Here is a 16,767-nt window from a genome sequence, read left to right on the forward strand (position 1 = left end):
TCCTTATTCATAGCGCAGTACGTCAGCCGGTTGAACCCGAGCTGCTCGCCAGGCAGGGTAAAGTGTCGAGAGGAACGTCAGGCCGAAGGCGGCCAGCACGATGTCCCGCACATCGCTCCACTGCAAGCGCGAGGGCAAGTCGCTGATGAAGTAGACCCCGGCATCGAGGAACTGGATGCCGAAAGCACTCTCGAACCAGGCGATGATGTCGGAAATGGTCAGCGCCAGCGCGATGCCGACCGCTACGCCAACGGCAATGCCGATCAAGCCGATGGCCAACCCTTGGACGATGAAAATACCCATGATCGAGCGCGGCGTGGCACCGATGGTGCGCAAGATGGCAATATCGGCACGCTTGTCGGTCACTACCATGACCAGGGTGGACACGATGTTGAACGCCGCCACCGCAATGATCACCGTCAGCAGCAGCGCAATCATGCGCTTCTCCATCTGGATGGCCTGGAACAGGTTGCCGTGGGAGAACGTCCAGTCGGTGCCACGATAACCCGAGCCCAACTCCCTGACGATGGCCTGGGTTTCGCTCCCGGCCACGAACAGGTCATCCAGCTCGAGTCGCAGCCCACCTACGGCGTCGCCCATGCGCGCCAGGGTCTGCATGTCTTCGATGTTGGCATAGGCCAGATTGGCATCTAGATCCGCGCCCACGCTGAAGATTCCACTGACCGTGAAACGCTTCAGCCGGGGAAAGACCCCAGCGGGCGTAATCGACGCTTCGGGCACCAGCAGCGTGACGCGGTCACCCACCCCGACGCCAAGACGCCTGGCCAGCATGGAGCCCAGCACCACATTCCACTCGCCGGGCACCAGATCGGCCAGCTCACCTTCCCGCATGTGCTGGCCAATGATCGATACCTGGCCTTCCCAGTCGGGGTGGATGCCGTTCACCATGGCCCCCTGATTACGCCCACCCGACGAAAACATGCCCTGCTGCTCGACATAAGGCGCCGCGCCGATCACTCGCTCGCGCTGCGTCAGCCGGTTGGCCAAGGCCTCCCATTCGACCAGACCCTCCTGCGCTTCGATCTTGGTGTGTGGCACCATGCCGAGGATGCGCGTACGCAGCTCATGATCGAAGCCGTTCATGACCGACAACACCAGAATCAACACCGCCACGCCGAGCATCAATCCGAGCATCGAGGTCAGTGAAATGAACGAAATAAAATGGTTCCGGCGTTTAGCGCGCACATAGCGCAGCCCCACCAGGAAAGGCAAACGATCAAGCATGGCTTCATTCCTTAATAATGAGCGTCCATGGTACGGTTTTTTCAGCATGGCTGCATGTACAAACGCAGCCTTAGAGTAGCGAAAGCAGCGGCTGTTCCCTGGCACACGGTAACGCTTGCAAGTTGCGTGGCAACCCCCTAAATTGCGGCCGTTCCTCTTGCCCGCTGGGCGAGCTCTCTTACCTCGACACGAGTACCCGTGACATTGGCTATCAAGACGTATCGCTTGCTCCCCGAATGGCATCCACAGGATGGCCTACAGTTGACCTGGCCCCGCCCAGACGGCGACTGGGCGCCCATGCTATCGCGGATCGAAGCGACCCTTGAGCGCATTGTGTTGGCCACCGCACGCTATCAACGCGTCATCATCAGCGTGCCGGATGAGGCGACTCGGCAACGCCTGCTCGCCACGTTCAGCGCTTATGGCATCCCCGACGCGCAGCTGCAGCTGATTGTCGCACCCACCGACGATACCTGGGCGCGCGATCACGGCCCCATCACGGTGCTGGACGAAGAGGATCAGCCCCTGCTGCTGGACTATACCTTTACCGGCTGGGGCGGCAAATTTCCTGCCGAGCACGACAACCAGCTCACCCAATGGCTGGCCGACGCCGGAGTATGGGCCTGCCCCGTCGCCTCTCGGGCCATGGTACTGGAAGGGGGCGGCATCGAGACTGACGGCGAAGGCACGCTGTTGACGACCGAAGCCTGCCTGCTGAACCCCAACCGCAACCCGACCCTCAGCCGCGCCGACGTGGAAGCCCGGCTGGCTGACGATTTCGGCGTGGACCGCTTTCTGTGGCTAGCTCATGGCCACCTGGAAGGCGACGACACCGACAGCCATGTGGACACGCTGGCACGCTTTTGCGACCCCACCACCATTGCCTACGTGCGCTGCGACGATCCAACAGATCCGCATTATCCGGCATTGCAGGCCATGGAACAGGAGCTCAAGGCGTTCCGCCAGCGCAATGGCGAGCCCTACCGCCTGATCGCCCTGCCCTGGCCACAGGCCTGCTTCGACCCGGAAGATGGCCACCGGCTGCCGGCCACCTACGCCAACTTCCTGATCATCAACGAGGCGGTGCTGGTGCCCACCTATGGTGACCCCGCCGACGTGGTTGCCCTGCAAGCCCTGGCCACGGCGTTTCCGGAGCACACGCTGATCCCGATCGAGTGCGTCAGCGTGATTCGCCAGCACGGCAGCCTGCACTGCCTGACCATGCAGCTACCCAAAGGCACACTCGCCCCGATTGTTTCCATGTCTTGAAGATAATGTCTTGAAGCTAATGTCTTCAAACTAACGTCTTGAAGTGAACGTCTTGAGGAGAACGGCATGTCACACACGCTGAACGTTGCGGTCATTCAACAGGCCGCCTGGCCTGACAAGGCACGCAGCCTGGCAGAGAGCGAAGCCGGTATTCGCGAAGCAGCACGTCAAGGTGCCCAGCTGGTGCTGCTGCAGGAGCTGCATGCTACCCACTACTTCTGCCAATACGAAGACCCGGCGCTGTTCGATCTGGCCGAGCCGCTGGATGGCCCCACCGGGCAGCGCCTGGCCGACCTGGCAAAAGAGCTGGATATCGTGCTGGTGGGCTCGCTGTTCGAGAAGCGCGCCGCAGGCCTCTACCACAATACCGCCGTGGTGTATGACCGCGCCCAGGGTCGCGTGGGCCAGTATCGCAAGATGCACATTCCCGACGATCCCGGCTTCTACGAGAAATTCTACTTCACCCCCGGCGATGCCGATGCCGCCCGTGGCGATGGTTTCACCCCCATCGACACCTCGGTGGGACGCCTGGGCATCCTGGTGTGTTGGGATCAGTGGTATCCGGAAGCCGCACGACTCATGGCGCTGGCGGGCGCGGAGCTGCTGCTCTACCCCACGGCGATTGGCTGGGACCCCAGCGACGACCCTGCCGAAAAAGCTCGCCAGAAGGAAGCCTGGACGCTGATTCAGCGTGCCCACGGCGTCGCCAATGGCCTGCCGGTACTGGTCGCCAACCGGGTGGGCTTCGAAGCCGACCACTCGGGCGTCGGCGAGGGTATCGAATTCTGGGGAGGCAGCTTCATCTGCGGCCCCCAAGGGGAGCTGCTGGCCCACGCTGGCGAGCAGCGCGAGCAGCTGGTGGTGACTCTGGACATGGCGCGCAGTGAAAACACGCGACGCATCTGGCCTTACCTGCGCGACCGCCGTATCGATGCCTACGGTGACCTGACGCGCCGCTACCGGGACTGAGCCAAGCGTCCTTTCAACCACCGCCATCGTAAAAAAACGCCTGCTCGGGTAACCCGAGCAGGCGTTTTCATTTGCACCACGAGGTGTCCCTTCCTCACGCCATGTCGCCCGTCGCCTGCCGACAAGCAGGGCTGGACGTCACGGGCTCACTTCCAGAAATCGCGGATCGACGCGATCCCCTGAGCCCCCACGGCGCGGGCGTGGTTGGCATCGAAGCGCGTCATGCCACCCAGCGCAAACACCGGCATGCCCGCCCGCTCGACCAACTGCTGGAAGTCGTGCCACCCCATGGGGGCCACTTCCGGGTGGGAGGGCGTGGTACGCAGGGGTGACAGCGTCACGAAATCGCAGCCCAGCACGGCGGCTTGAGACAGCTGTGTCTGGTCATGGGTCGAGGCAGAGAGCCACTTGTTTTCGGCAATGGGGCGGCGGTCCAGCGACATCAAACGCGCACTGGTGAGATGAATACCGTCGGCATCCACCTGCTCCAGCACTTCCGGCTCGGCATTGAGCAGCAGCTTGGCACCGTACTGGCGGCACAGCGCCAACGCACGCTCTGCCCGCGTCAGGTAGGCCGCTTTATCCAGCGACTTGGCCCGCAGCTGCACCAGGCGAACACTATCCTCACGCAGGGCACGTTCCAGCAGCGCTGCAAACCGCTCATCATCGGCCTCTTCACCGGTGATGAGGTATTCGGTAGGCAGCATCACTGCGCGCAGGATGGGCAGATTGGCGGCGGGGAATGGGTAGTTCACCAGCTCGTCCATGGGTACCCAGCGCACGGCCTGACCTTCACGCCCGAAAGGTTCACCGGCAAACTCATGCACTTGCCACACGTCCAGCAGAATGTGCTTGTCCGGGTACTCGTGGTGCACACGAATCAGAGGCTGGGCGCGCACGATCTCTACCCCCAGCTCTTCATGCAGCTCACGCTTCAGGCCTTCCAGGCCCGTTTCATAGGGCGCCAGCTTGCCGCCAGGAAACTCCCACAGGCCGCCATGATCGACATTGGACGGCCGACGCGCGATCAACACGTGCTTCTGATCAGCGCTGATGATGGCCGCTGCCGCGACATGAACCCGTCGTTTTACCATTACACTCATTACGTCTAATCCACTCTGTGCGCGCCGCACGGGACAGGTACGGCGCTATCTGGCTTTGTTGAGCACGATGCCACAGCCTAGCTGCGGTAATCCGCATTGATGGACACATAGTCATGGGAAAGATCGGAGGTCCATACGGTAGCCCCCTCCTCACCACGACCCAGCGTGATCCGAATGGTGATCTCCTCCTGCGCCATGACCGCACTGCCAGCGGCCTCGGTATAACTGCTGGCGCGACCGCCCTGCTCCACCAGCCTCACGTCCCCAAGGTCGATGACCACTCGGCTGACGTCGAAGGCCTCAACTGGCGCACGGCCCACTGCGGCCAGAATACGCCCCCAGTTGGCATCCGAGGCATACAGCGCGGTTTTCACCAGCGGCGAGTGGGCAACGGTGAAGGCGACATCCAGTGCTTCCTGGCGGGTACGCGCTTCATCGACCTGCAGAGTGATGAACTTGGTCGCTCCTTCGCCATCACGAATGATGGCCTGTGCCAGCTCGGTCATCACACGCTGCAGGCCATTGCGAAAAATCGCCACCTGCTCATCGCTTTCGATGCGAACTCCGGTACCCGTGGCCGCCAGCATGCAGGCGTCGTTGGTGGATGTGTCGCTATCCACCGTGATGCAGTTGAACGAACGATCAACGGTCTCGCGCAGCAGGGTTGCCAACAGCGTTTGCTCGATGGCCGCATCGGTGACCACGAACCCCAGCATGGTGGCCATGTTGGGCTTGATCATGCCCGACCCTTTGGTGATGCCGTTGATGGTGACCTGCTGGTCCCCCAGCGCTAGCGTCACCGTTGCCCCTTTGGCGCGGGTGTCCGTGGTCAGAATACCTTCGCCGGCGTGTTGCCAAGCCTGACTACTGGCCGCCAGGGTGTCCAGCGCTGGCGGCATACCCGCCAACAGCCGCGCCATGGGCAGCGGCTCACCGATCACACCGGTCGAAAACGGCAGTACCTGCTCCGCCAAAACGCCTGCCTGGGCGGCCAGTGCCGCGCAGCTCTCACGCGCATCCTGCAGCCCTGAGTCGCCGGTACCCGCATTGGCATTACCGGTATTGATCAGCCAGTAGCGAGGTGCCTTCCCCGCCGCCTGACACTGTGCCATGTGCTCCTTGGCCACGGTGACCGGCGCTGCGCAGAACGCATTGCGAGTAAACACGCCCGCCACGCTGGCGCTTTCGGGCAGTTCGATCACCACCATATCGCGGCGGCCCGGCTTCTTGATGCCCGCCATTGCAGTGCCCAGACGCACCCCTTCAAGGGGTGGCAACTCCGGAAAGGGAAGGTTACCCACCGCCATGTTTCTCTCCTTAACGTGCGCTAACGATAATCAGCTTAGTTTGCCGCAGCACTGCTTGTATTTCTTGCCGGAACCACAGACACACGGATCGTTACGGCCGACTTTCGGCCCCTCACGGCGCAGCGGGCGACCATCGGCACCAGGCGCGACTGCCTCACCGTCTTCGCTGGGCGCATCGTGGCGGCTGGCCGCCGTGGCCTTCTCACGCGCCAGCTCTTCGCGGCGCTTCTGCTCCAGCGCATCCACTTCTTCTGGTTGGCGCACCTGGACATGACTCAGGATGCGGGTGACATCGGCCTTGATGTTGGTCAGCAGATGCTGGAACAGTTCGAAGGACTCGCGCTTGTACTCCTGCTTGGGGTTCTTCTGGGCGTAGCCACGCAGATGGATACCGCGACGCAGGTGGTCCATGGATTGCAGATGCTCTTTCCAGCGCGTATCCAGCACCTGCAGCATGACCTGCTTCTCGAAGCGACGAATCAGTGCCGCGCCCGCCGTGGCAATCTTGGCTTCGTAAGCTTCACGATGCATGGTCTGCAGGCGCTCACGCAGCTTCTCTTCACTGAAGCGCTCGTCCTCTTCCGCCCACTGAACCACCGGTGCGTCCAGATTGAACTCGGTTTTCAGATGCGACTCCAGGCCATGCAGATCCCACTGCTCGGCCAGGCTCTGCGGCGGCACGTAGGTGCTGATGGCCTCTTCCATCACCTCCTCACGAATACCCAGCACGGCGCTCGATACGTCGTCAGAGGCGAGAATTTCGTTACGCTGCTCGTAAATGACGCGGCGCTGGTCGTTGGCGACGTCATCGTACTCGAGCAGCTGCTTACGAATATCGAAGTTGCGCCCCTCGACTTTCTTCTGGGCACGCTCGACGGCGTTGGACACCATCTTGTGCTCGATGGCTTCGCCACGTTCCAGACCCAGCGCCTGCATCAAGCGCTTCACTCGGTCCGAGCCGAACAGTCGCATCAGGCTGTCTTCCAGCGAGAGGAAGAAGCGCGTGGAGCCAGGGTCGCCCTGACGGCCCGCACGGCCACGCAGCTGATTGTCGATACGACGCGATTCGTGGCGTTCGGAACCGATCACGTGCAGCCCGCCAGCTGCCAGTACCGCATCATGACGCTCCTGCCACTCGGCTTTCAGGGCATCGAGCTGGGCCTGGGTCGGGTTCTGCAGCTTGGCGGCATCAGCCTCCCAGTTGCCGCCCAGCATGATATCGGTACCACGACCGGCCATGTTGGTGGCAATGGTGATGGCGCCGGGACGCCCGGCCTGGGCAATGATTTCGGCTTCGCTCTGGTGCTGCTTGGCATTGAGCACGCTGAATTTGAGGCCCGCGTCACGCATCAGGCGTGCCAGATATTCGGAGGTCTCGATGGAAGCCGTACCGACCAGCACCGGGCGGCCCGCCTCGGTCTCGGCAGAGACGTCCTTGATGATCGCTTCGTACTTCTCTTCGGCACTCAGGTAGACGAGGTCGTTGAGATCCTTGCGTGCCAGAGGCCGGTTGGTGGGAATGACGATGACGTCGAGGCCGTAGATCTGACGAAACTCGAAGGCCTCGGTATCTGCAGTACCGGTCATGCCCGCCAGTTTTTCATAAAGGCGGAAGTAATTCTGGAAGGTGGTCGATGCCAGGGTCTGGCTTTCACGCTGAACGGTAACGCCCTCTTTGGCCTCGACCGCCTGGTGCAGGCCTTCCGACCAGCGGCGGCCAGGCATGGTGCGCCCAGTGTGCTCATCGACGATGACCACTTGCCCGTCGGCGACGATGTAGTCGACGTCAAGATGATAGAGGTGCCGCGCCCGCAGCGCCGAGTGCATGTGCTGCAACAGGTTGAGGTTTTGCGCCGCATAAAGCGAATCGCCTTCGCCCAGCAAGCCTTCGGCGCGCATCAACTCCTCGACCTTGTTATGGCCTTGCTCGGTGAGCTCGACCTGCTTCTGCTTCTCGTCCAGCACGAAGTCGCCTTCGACAGGAGCGTCTTCGTCTTCGGATACTTCCGCCTGCTCCAGCTGCTGGGCCAGACGGTTGACGATGGTGTACAGCTCGGTGTTCTCGTCCACCGCACCGGAAATGATCAGCGGCGTACGTGCTTCGTCGATCAGGATGGAGTCCACTTCGTCGACAATGGCATAGTGCAAACCGCGCTGCACCTTGTCCTCCAGCGAGAACGCCATGTTGTCGCGCAGGTAGTCGAAGCCAAACTCGTTGTTGGTGCCGTAGGTGATGTCACATTGATAGGCGTGGCGCTTCTCTTCACCGGTCTGGCCAGCAAAAATCACCCCTATCGACAGCCCCAGGAACTCATACAGCGGGCGCATCCACTCGGCATCACGGCGGGCCAGATAGTCGTTCACCGTGACCACATGTACCCCTTTGCCCGTCAAGGCATTCAGGTATACCGCCAGCGTGCCCACCAGGGTCTTGCCCTCGCCGGTTTTCATTTCGGCGATACGGCCGCGGTGCAGCGTCATGCCACCGACCATCTGCACATCGAAGTGACGCATGCCCATGACTCGCTTGCCGGCTTCGCGCACTACCGCAAAGGCCTCAGGCAGCAGTTTATCCAGGCTTTCCCCAGCCTCCAGACGCTGGCGCAGCTCGGCCGTCTTGGCCTGCAGCTCGCCATCGCTCAAGCCGACCAGGGTCTCTTCCAGCACGTTGACACTCTGCACGCTCTTGAGCATGCGTTTGACTTCACGGTCGTTCTTGGAGCCAACGACTTTGCGTAACAAGGAATTAATCATGAAATATCCACATCAACAGGAGCGACCTCTTCAGGCGCACTCTTTCATAGGGTCAATTAACGTCGGGTAAATGAACGTACCGCTAGCGGCAGGTCAACGGGCTGGCGGCCCCCGAGGAGAGCATACATCCAGAGCGACCGTCTGGCGGGGCATGACGGGAAAGAAAGAGATAAAGCTTTTTAGAACAGGAAGTTGACGCTGCTGACGTGCTACCCAGCGCCTTAGCGCGCGGCGCTTTTTGGCGATCCACTGCGACTGGGCACGCAGCATGGCGGGCACCCAAAAGCAGATACACACGCTCCGGTCGCTGCTGCGCAGATCGGAAGGGTGTAAACTGGCGGGCAGCAGACAGCTCACCAGCAGGCCCGCAAGCCACCAACGCGCCAGCCCATGGCGACGATGTCGCCGAGGCAGAGCAGATAATGTATCGAGCGTTGATGGCATGCTGTGGCGTGGCTCCTGAGCGTGTTAGGCTCTGTCGATAGACGAAAAACATGGGTGCTGCGCGCACTCGTCAGCACGATACTATCCGCAACACCCCAGGAATCAGGTAAATGAGTATAAAGGTTAAGCGTTCCCGCGCACAGCCCATTACCCAATTGCTGAACACGTCCGCTGGCGCAGGCCACCTAATGCGTCAGTCGCGCCTGATCGATCAAGCCCAGACCCATCTTCGGGCCCACTTGCCCGAAGAGATGCGTGCGCATGTGTTCGTCGGCGGCTTCAGCAATGGACGACTGACCCTGATCAGCAGCCAGGCCAGCTGGTTGACCTGGTTGCGCTACGAGCAACCGCGCCTTTTGAGCCTACTGCAGCAACTCCCCGGCTTTGCAGGGGTCACTGGCTTTACGCTGAAAGTACGCCCCGTACGCACCGCGACACCACCGGCACGCTATGCGCGCACTCTCTCTACCAGCGCTGGCACGACCCTCATGGAGTGCGCCGAAGACACCGAACACCCCAAGCTGAAGCAGGCCCTGGAGCGCCTTGCTTCGCATGCCCAGCGCTCTTCATGAGCCACCTGCGCAGCACGTCATACACCTGACTGTCAGGCCAAACGCAATAAAGCACCGCATGGCGGTGCTTTATTATTAGTGGGGGGCATTCCCCCGATTTCAACCTGCGCGCTTCAAAAACCACGTCACGCCATGGCGGGTGCCGCATAGGAGATAGGCGCAACAGCCTTCTCTTCTTCGAAGGTCACGATTTCGTAGGCATCGGGCTGCGCCATCAGCTCACGGCACAGACGATTGTTGAGGGCATGGCCGGATTTCACGCCACGGAACTCGCCAATCAGGCTGTAGCCAAGCTGATACAGATCGCCGATGGCGTCGAGCACCTTGTGCTTCACGAATTCGTCCTCGTAGCGCAGACCACCTTCATTCACGATACGGTAATCATCCACCACGATGGCGTTGTCGAGACTGCCACCCAGCGCCAGATTGTTCGAGCGCAGGTATTCCAGGTCACGCATGAAGCCAAAGGTTCTGGCCCGAGAGACTTCCTTGACAAACGAGGTCGTGGAAAAGTCGATCAATGCCGTCTGCTTCTGCTGCTCGAAGACAGGATGGTCGAAGTCGATGGCAAATGACACCTTGAAGCCTTGATGGGGCAGGAATACGGCTTCCTTGTCACCATCACTGACCGCCACACGACGCTTGATGCGAATGAATTTCTTGGCCGCGTCCTGCTCGAGAATACCTGCAGACTGGATGAGGAAAACGAACGGGCTGGCGCTACCATCCATGATCGGCACTTCCGCGGCACTGATATCCACGTAGGCATTGTCGATACCCAAGCCAGCAAAGGCAGACATGAGGTGCTCGACGGTGGCTACCTTGACGCCTTCATGGGAAAGTGCCGTGCACAAGGTAGTGTCTTCCACCAGCTCGGCGCGGGCAGGAACGTGAACCACTGGGTCCAGATCGGTTCTGACAAACACAATACCCGTGTTGGCCGGTGCCGGGCGCAAAGCCAGATGGACTTTCTTGCCAGAGTGCAGACCCACTCCAGTGGCGCGGATGACGTTTTGTAGTGTGCGTTGTCTGATCATGGGCAGTGGTCAAGCTCTAATATCGGCGGCGTGTAACGAGTCGCTACCCAGCCGCAGGGGGAGAAAAGTTATCAAACAGTGTTCACTTTAACAGCAAACGAGCGTTTTACCAATAAAACTCTCGTTTGCTGCCTCAATAAACCTGATAGCGCAGATCAATCTGCCTGGCGGCGCAGGAACGCGGGGATATCCAGATAGTCATCGGCATCGGCCGAACGACGTTTTTCAGGGCGTGGCTTGGCTGCTGCTTCCGGCGCTTCGGCACGCGCGGTAGCCTGTTGCCGCATGACGGTGGGCTGCTGCAATTTACGGTAGTCGGAGCCACCGGCATCTGCAGCGGAGCGGCGTGCCGGTTCGCGAGACACGGCCTTGGCCTTGCTGCCATCCAGGCCAGCCGCCACAACGGTCACGCGCAGCTCGTCGGACATTTCCATATCGATGGAAGTACCCACGACGATGGTGGCTTCCTGAGAGGCGAACTCCTGCACCGTGGCACCGACGTCATTGAATTCGCCAATGGATAGGTCGGGACCAGCCGTGATGTTGACCAGAATGCCGCGGGCACCGTGCAGGTCGATATCTTCCAGCAGTGGGCTGCGGATGGCTTTCTCTGCAGCTTCACGGGCACGGTTCTCACCAGTGGCGCCGCCAGTGCCCATCATCGCCATGCCCATTTCGGACATGACAGTACGCACGTCGGCAAAGTCGACGTTGATGATGCCCGGGCTGGTGATCAGCTCGGCAATGCCTTGCACCGCCCCCAGCAGCACGTCGTTGGCAGCGCTGAATGCCGTCAGCAGGGTCGCGTTCTTGCCCAGCACCGACAGCAGTTTTTCGTTGGGGATGGTGATCAACGAGTCGACATGCTCGGAAAGCTCTTTCATGCCCTCCTCGGCCGCTCGCATGCGCTTTGGCCCTTCGAACGGGAAGGGACGGGTGACCACGGCAACCGTCAGGATGCCCAGCTCTTTGGCGACCTGGGCAACCACTGGAGCGCCTCCTGTCCCCGTGCCGCCGCCCATACCGGCAGTGATGAAGACCATGTCGGCGCCACTGAGCAGCTCGGCAATACGATCACGATCTTCCATCGCGGCCTGACGACCCACCTCAGGGTTGGCGCCTGCGCCCAGCCCTTTGGTGATTTCCCCCCCCAACTGAAGCACCGTTTTTGCCGACACTCGCTTGAGCGCCTGTGCATCGGTGTTGGCGCAAATGAATTCGACGCCTTCGATGTTGCTCTCGACCATGTGGTTGACAGCATTGCCGCCGCCACCGCCAACACCGACTACTTTAATGACCGCACTGCTCGAGGGTGCGTTATCTACCAATTCGAACATAAGCCCCGTCTCCTGAACCGCGTCGCGGCCCTATCAGAAATTTCCTTTGAACCAGCCTTTGATTCTTGCCAGCGCCGAATGGCCATCCTTGATATCACGTCGGGCAAATTCACTGCGTCCTTTGTGTCCCGCAGCGCTTCCCCCGTGGCTTTCTAGGCCTTGCCCATGACGCGTTTCCTGCAGTGCATAGTGCAGCAAACCAACGCCCGTCGCATAGATAGGATTGCGAACCACATCTGCCAAGCCTCTGACATTTTGTGGGCAGGCAATACGAACCGGCATGTGAAAAATTTCTTCGGCCAATTCGCTGACACCTTCCATGCGTGAAGTGCCGCCGGTAAGCACCACTCCCGCCGCCACCATATCTTCATAGCCACTGCGGCGTAATTCGTCTCTGACCAGCGTGAAGAGCTCTTCATAGCGAGGCTCCACGACTTCTGCCAACGCTTGGCGCGACAGATCTCGTGCCGCGCGATCGCCCACGCTGGGTACTTTGATCATTTCATCGCTGGCGGCCAGCTGCGTCAGCGCGCAAGCGTATTTTACCTTGATTTCTTCTGCGTGCTGAGTGGGCGTGCGCAACGCCATGGCGATATCGTTGGTGACCTGATCACCCGCGATCGGTATGACCGCCGTATGGCGTATGGCACCTTCGCTGAAGATGGCCATGTCAGTGGTTCCCCCACCGATATCGACCATACAGACACCTAGCTCGCGCTCGTCTTCGGTCAGTACCGCCATGCTGGATGCCAGCTGTTCCAGAATAATAGCATCCACATCCAGACCGCACCGCCGCACGCACTTTTCGATGTTCTGCACGGCATTCAAGGCAGCCGTGACCAGATGCACCTGAGCTTCCAGACGAACCCCGGACATGCCCAACGGTTCGCGGATGCCCCCTTGGGCGTCGATGGAAAACTCCTGGGGTAATACATGCAGCACTCGCTGCCCTTCGGAAATGGCCCGTGCCCGCGCGGAATCGATGACCCGTTCGATATCGTAAGGAGTGACTTCGCGCTCCTTGATGGCCACCACGCCGTCGGAATTCATGGAGCTGATATGGCTGCCTGCCACACCGACATAGACGGAATGGATGTCGCAACCCGCCATCAGCTCTGCTTCTTCTACTGCACGCTGAATCGACTGAACCGTGGATTCGATATTGATGACCACTCCCCGCTTCATGCCACGAGAAGGGTGAGAACCGATACCGGCGATTTCAATCCCACCATCATCGGTGGGTTGACCGACTATCGCGACGACCTTGGACGTTCCAATGTCCAGCCCGACAACCATATTGGATGCGTTGGGTGAGCCTGCCATGAGTCGGTAAATCTCCTTGTCGTCGTTTTATAAGAACGGGGATCGCTTTTAATGCTTAAGCAAAAGCAGGCGAAACCCAAAGATAAAATAAATAACCTGACTAAAACTGTGTGACGCCGCTAACCGCTGACCGAATAATAAAAACTGACCCACAGCATCGCCTGGGACATAGTATAGAAACAATAGCCACAATACGACTAGCCCAAACCAACGATAATTGGCTTGGAAAGCATTTTAAACCCCATAAAAGGGTTTTTTAGCGGGCCGACCTGCCCATTTACCCGATTTTTTGCACATTGCGCCTTATAGTGACTCGCCCTCCTCCTCCGGAACCTCGGTTTCACCGTGCCACGCCACCGCCACACCATTGGGATAGCGCAAGTCGATATAGCGAATATGCTCGCCCAGGCTACCCAGCTCACGCTGCCAGGAGGCCGACAGCCGGGCAAGTCGTTCGCCATGGTGACGACGCCCCAACATTACCCAGGTGCCTTGATCAAGTTGAAGTCGCCAGGCACCACGAGGCTCCAGGCGGAGCTGAGCCAGCGTCAACGACAGTCCGGCAAAGTGCGGCGTCAAGCGCTGATAATAGGCCAGCACTTCCGCACTGCTTTCCTGAGGGCCCGCCAGATCGGGCAACCCAGGGGGCACGGCAAGAGGCGCATAGGAGAAGGGTTCGCCTCGCGGGTTAAGCAGGAAGTCGTCATTCCAGCGGGCTACCGGCGTCTGTTCTATCAATTCGAAGACCAGCGCATTGGGCCACTCTCTGGAGATTCGCACTTCATCCAGCCAACCAATCTCCAGCGCATTGCGGCGCAGCTCGCCCAAGTCCGCCGATAACCAGGTAATGTCCTGAACCAGCGGGGCCAGCTGTGAACGCAAATAGTCGGCGCTCACGTATTCCCACTCGCCTCGAATGGAGACGCGCTCGATAGGGCGATCCAACCAAAGCCATAGCGCTCGGCTCCCCGCCCCCAGCAGCAATGCCAGTAGAACGATACCGAGCCACGCATTGCGCTTCTTCATAAGGAACTCATGCCATGCCCCGTCACGAATCGCGCGCCAGTGCAGTGGTCAAAATACGCATCACCAGCTGGTCGAAATCGATACCGGCGTGGGCCGCCGCCTGAGGCACGAGGCTATGGTCGGTCATGCCGGGCACGGTATTCACTTCGATCAGCCAGAAATCGCCCGCGGCATCACGCATCACATCGATACGCCCCCAGCCCTCTCCGCCGACGGCCAGGAAGGCCTCTTTGCACAGCGCGGCCAACGCCTGCTCGTCTTGCGGCGATAAGCCACAGGGCAAATGGTACTGGGTGGTGTTGGTCAGATACTTGGCTTCATAATCATAAAACCCACCCGGCACCTCGACACGAATGGCAGGCAACACGTCATCGCCCAGCAGGCCGACGGTGTACTCGTCCCCCGTGATGAAGCGCTCTGCCATGACCCTGGCATCGAAAGTGGCAGCCTGGGCATAGGCCGCTTTCAGCTCATCGAGGCTGCGGACGATACTGATACCCAGAGTCGAGCCTTCGTGTACCGGCTTGACCATCATGGGTAGCCCTAGCTGAGCTACCACTGCCTCCCAGTCCGAAGCGGCATTCAGCATGATGCACTCCGGCGTGGGCAGGCCGACGGCTTGCCACACCTGTTTGGTACGCTGCTTGTCCATTCCCAGCGCCGAAGCCAGTACGCCACTGCCGGTGTAAGGCAAACCGAGCAGCTCCAATGCGCCCTGCAGCGCACCATCTTCACCGCCACGCCCATGCAGTGCGATGAACACCGCGGTGGGATCGAGGCGCTCGAGGCCCGCCAGCCCACCCTCTTTGAGATCGTAACCCTGCGCATTCACGCCTTGACGCTGCAAGGCGCTCAACACGGCGGCACCACTCTTGAGCGACACCTCCCGCTCGGCCGACATGCCGCCGTAGACCACGACGACACGCTCCAGGCCAGCCTGCTGCGTTTGCCCTGATGTCATAGCACCACCTCTTTCATGACCAGCTTGGCTTGGGCAAGGCGCAGTGAAATGCCGCCCACATCGCCCGCGCCCTGGGTAATCAGAATATCGCCTGGACGCAGCACGTTGTTGAGCAGGGCAGGCAGCTCGTGCTTGTGCTCCACGAACAGCGGATCGACATCGCCACGTTGACGGATGGAGCCTGCCAGGGTCTTGCCTTCAGCACCCGGCACCACCGCCTCGCCAGCGCTGTACACGTCGAGCAGCACCAGCGTATCCACCTGAGACAGTACGCGTACGAAGTCTTCGTAGAGATCGCGGGTACGGCTGTAACGGTGGGGCTGGTAGAGCATCACCAGGCGGCGCTCGGGCCAGCCGGCACGCACCGCCTGAATGACCATGTCCACTTCACGCGGATGGTGACCGTAATCGTCGACCAGCATGATCTCGCCTTCGCCGACCGGTGCCGGATAGTGGCCATGGACCTGAAAGCGCCGCCCTACGCCCGCAAACCCCATGAGACCGCGCTGAATGGCGTCATCACTGACCCCGGCGTCGGTCGCCACCACGATGGCCGCCATGGCGTTCAAGGCATTATGACGGCCAGGCATGGCCAGTCGAATGGCCAACGGAGGCGCGCCACCGGGCCGCAGTGCCGTAAAGGAGACTTCCCCGGCCTGCTGACTAAAATCCACGATGCGGTAATCGGCATCTTCATCGAAGCCGTAGGTCACGAACTGGCGCTTGATACGCTCGCACAGCCCGCGCACGTGGGGATCATCGATACACAGCACCGCCAGGCCGTAGAAAGGCAGATTGTGCAAGAACTCGATGAAGGTGTTTTTCAAACGCTCGAAGTCACCCCCATAAGTGGCCATGTGGTCAGCATCGATATTGGTGACGATGGACACCATGGGCTGAAGGTGAAGAAACGACGCATCGGATTCGTCGGCCTCGGCCACCAGATAATCGCCCTCCCCCAGGCGAGCATTGGCGCCTGCGCTGGTGAGTTTGCCACCGATCACGAAAGTTGGGTCCAGGCCGCCCTCTGCCAACAGGGTAGCCGTCAGGCTGGTCGTGGTGGTCTTGCCGTGAGTACCGGCCACGGCAATTCCGTGACGAAAGCGCATCAGCTCGGCGAGCATTTCCGCACGCCGCACCACCGGCACGCGGTGGTCATGTGCCCAGCGAATTTCAGGGTTGGCTTCATCGATGGCACTGGAGACAACGACCACATCCGCGCCTTCCACGTTTTCCTTGGCATGCCCAATGAATACATCGACGCCGCACTGACGCAAGCGCTCCACGACAGTGGAGGCTTTCATGTCACTACCGCTGACCTGGTACCCCTGATTGGCGAGCACCTCGGCAATGCCGCACATTCCGGCACCGCCAATACCGACGAAATGAAGCCGCTGGATACGGCGCATACCCGGGCCGC

14 protein-coding genes are annotated in these 16,767 nt (G+C 60.5%); 3 read left to right on the forward strand and 11 right to left on the reverse strand.

All coding sequences use genetic code 11. The features are described from left to right. Window positions 1-3: 3 nt before the first annotated feature. Window positions 4-1,245 carry a lipoprotein-releasing ABC transporter permease subunit gene (locus IE091_RS03730; protein ID WP_081137070.1) on the reverse strand — a complete coding sequence of 414 codons (1,242 nt, stop codon included), beginning with the start codon at window positions 1,243-1,245 and terminating at the stop codon, window positions 4-6. 198 nt (window positions 1,246-1,443) lie between these two features. Between IE091_RS03730 and IE091_RS03735 the strand changes: the two genes are divergently transcribed. Together IE091_RS03735 and IE091_RS03740 are read left to right on the forward strand one after the other, a co-directional pair. After that, complete coding sequence (locus IE091_RS03735) at window positions 1,444-2,514, forward strand: agmatine deiminase family protein (RefSeq protein WP_189462877.1); 1,071 nt, start codon at window positions 1,444-1,446, stop codon at window positions 2,512-2,514. A 66-nt stretch (window positions 2,515-2,580) separates the two neighbouring features. Further along, a complete protein-coding gene (locus tag IE091_RS03740) occupies window positions 2,581-3,483 on the forward strand; it encodes a carbon-nitrogen hydrolase (RefSeq protein ID WP_039177348.1) in 903 nt (300 codons plus the stop codon). Between the two features lie 146 nt (window positions 3,484-3,629). Here IE091_RS03740 and IE091_RS03745 read toward each other — a convergent pair whose 3' ends face one another. The 4 genes from IE091_RS03745 to IE091_RS03760 form a co-directional block, all read right to left on the reverse strand. Next, window positions 3,630-4,586, reverse strand: a complete 957-nt coding sequence (locus IE091_RS03745; RefSeq protein ID WP_026001651.1) for a Nudix family hydrolase — start codon at window positions 4,584-4,586, stop codon at window positions 3,630-3,632. Window positions 4,587-4,663: 77 nt separating this feature from the next. After that, window positions 4,664-5,893 carry a bifunctional glutamate N-acetyltransferase/amino-acid acetyltransferase ArgJ gene (gene argJ, locus IE091_RS03750; RefSeq protein WP_189462878.1) on the reverse strand — a complete coding sequence of 410 codons (1,230 nt, stop codon included), beginning with the start codon at window positions 5,891-5,893 and terminating at the stop codon, window positions 4,664-4,666. A gap of 30 nt (window positions 5,894-5,923) precedes the next feature. Next, complete coding sequence (secA, locus tag IE091_RS03755) at window positions 5,924-8,647, reverse strand: preprotein translocase subunit SecA (protein ID WP_039177355.1); 2,724 nt, start codon at window positions 8,645-8,647, stop codon at window positions 5,924-5,926. Between the two features lie 93 nt (window positions 8,648-8,740). After that, window positions 8,741-9,091: a hypothetical protein gene (locus tag IE091_RS03760; protein ID WP_016913527.1), complete on the reverse strand. Its 351-nt coding sequence runs from the start codon at window positions 9,089-9,091 to the stop codon at window positions 8,741-8,743. Window positions 9,092-9,201: 110 nt separating this feature from the next. Between IE091_RS03760 and IE091_RS03765 the strand changes: the two genes are divergently transcribed. After that, a complete protein-coding gene (locus tag IE091_RS03765; protein ID WP_189462879.1) occupies window positions 9,202-9,663 on the forward strand; it encodes a DUF721 domain-containing protein in 462 nt (153 codons plus the stop codon). 125 nt (window positions 9,664-9,788) lie between these two features. Here the strand turns inward: IE091_RS03765 and lpxC are convergent, their stop codons facing one another. The 6 genes from lpxC to murC all read right to left on the reverse strand — a co-directional run bounded on the left by lpxC (window position 9,789) and on the right by murC (window position 16,756). Next, complete coding sequence (gene lpxC / locus IE091_RS03770) at window positions 9,789-10,700, reverse strand: UDP-3-O-acyl-N-acetylglucosamine deacetylase (protein ID WP_039177362.1); 912 nt, start codon at window positions 10,698-10,700, stop codon at window positions 9,789-9,791. Between the two features lie 155 nt (window positions 10,701-10,855). Beyond that, entirely contained in the window at window positions 10,856-12,037 is a 1,182-nt protein-coding gene (gene ftsZ, locus IE091_RS03775; RefSeq protein ID WP_039177365.1) for a cell division protein FtsZ, read from the reverse strand. 33 nt (window positions 12,038-12,070) lie between these two features. Continuing rightward, entirely contained in the window at window positions 12,071-13,360 is a 1,290-nt protein-coding gene (gene ftsA, locus IE091_RS03780) for a cell division protein FtsA (protein ID WP_039177368.1), read from the reverse strand. A 303-nt stretch (window positions 13,361-13,663) separates the two neighbouring features. After that, on the reverse strand, window positions 13,664-14,386 hold the full coding sequence (locus IE091_RS03785; RefSeq protein ID WP_039177373.1) for a cell division protein FtsQ/DivIB: 723 nt from the start codon (window positions 14,384-14,386) through the stop codon (window positions 13,664-13,666). A gap of 22 nt (window positions 14,387-14,408) precedes the next feature. Further along, on the reverse strand, window positions 14,409-15,347 hold the full coding sequence (locus IE091_RS03790; RefSeq protein ID WP_096923162.1) for a D-alanine--D-alanine ligase: 939 nt from the start codon (window positions 15,345-15,347) through the stop codon (window positions 14,409-14,411). Next, on the reverse strand, window positions 15,344-16,756 hold the full coding sequence (murC, locus tag IE091_RS03795) for a UDP-N-acetylmuramate--L-alanine ligase (protein WP_096923454.1): 1,413 nt from the start codon (window positions 16,754-16,756) through the stop codon (window positions 15,344-15,346). Before murC ends, IE091_RS03790 begins: the two co-directional genes overlap by 4 nt. Between the last annotated feature and the right edge of the window lie 11 nt (window positions 16,757-16,767).

This window comes from Vreelandella hamiltonii (assembly GCF_014651775.1).
In the GTDB taxonomy this organism is placed as follows: Bacteria; Pseudomonadota; Gammaproteobacteria; order Pseudomonadales; family Halomonadaceae; genus Vreelandella; species Vreelandella hamiltonii.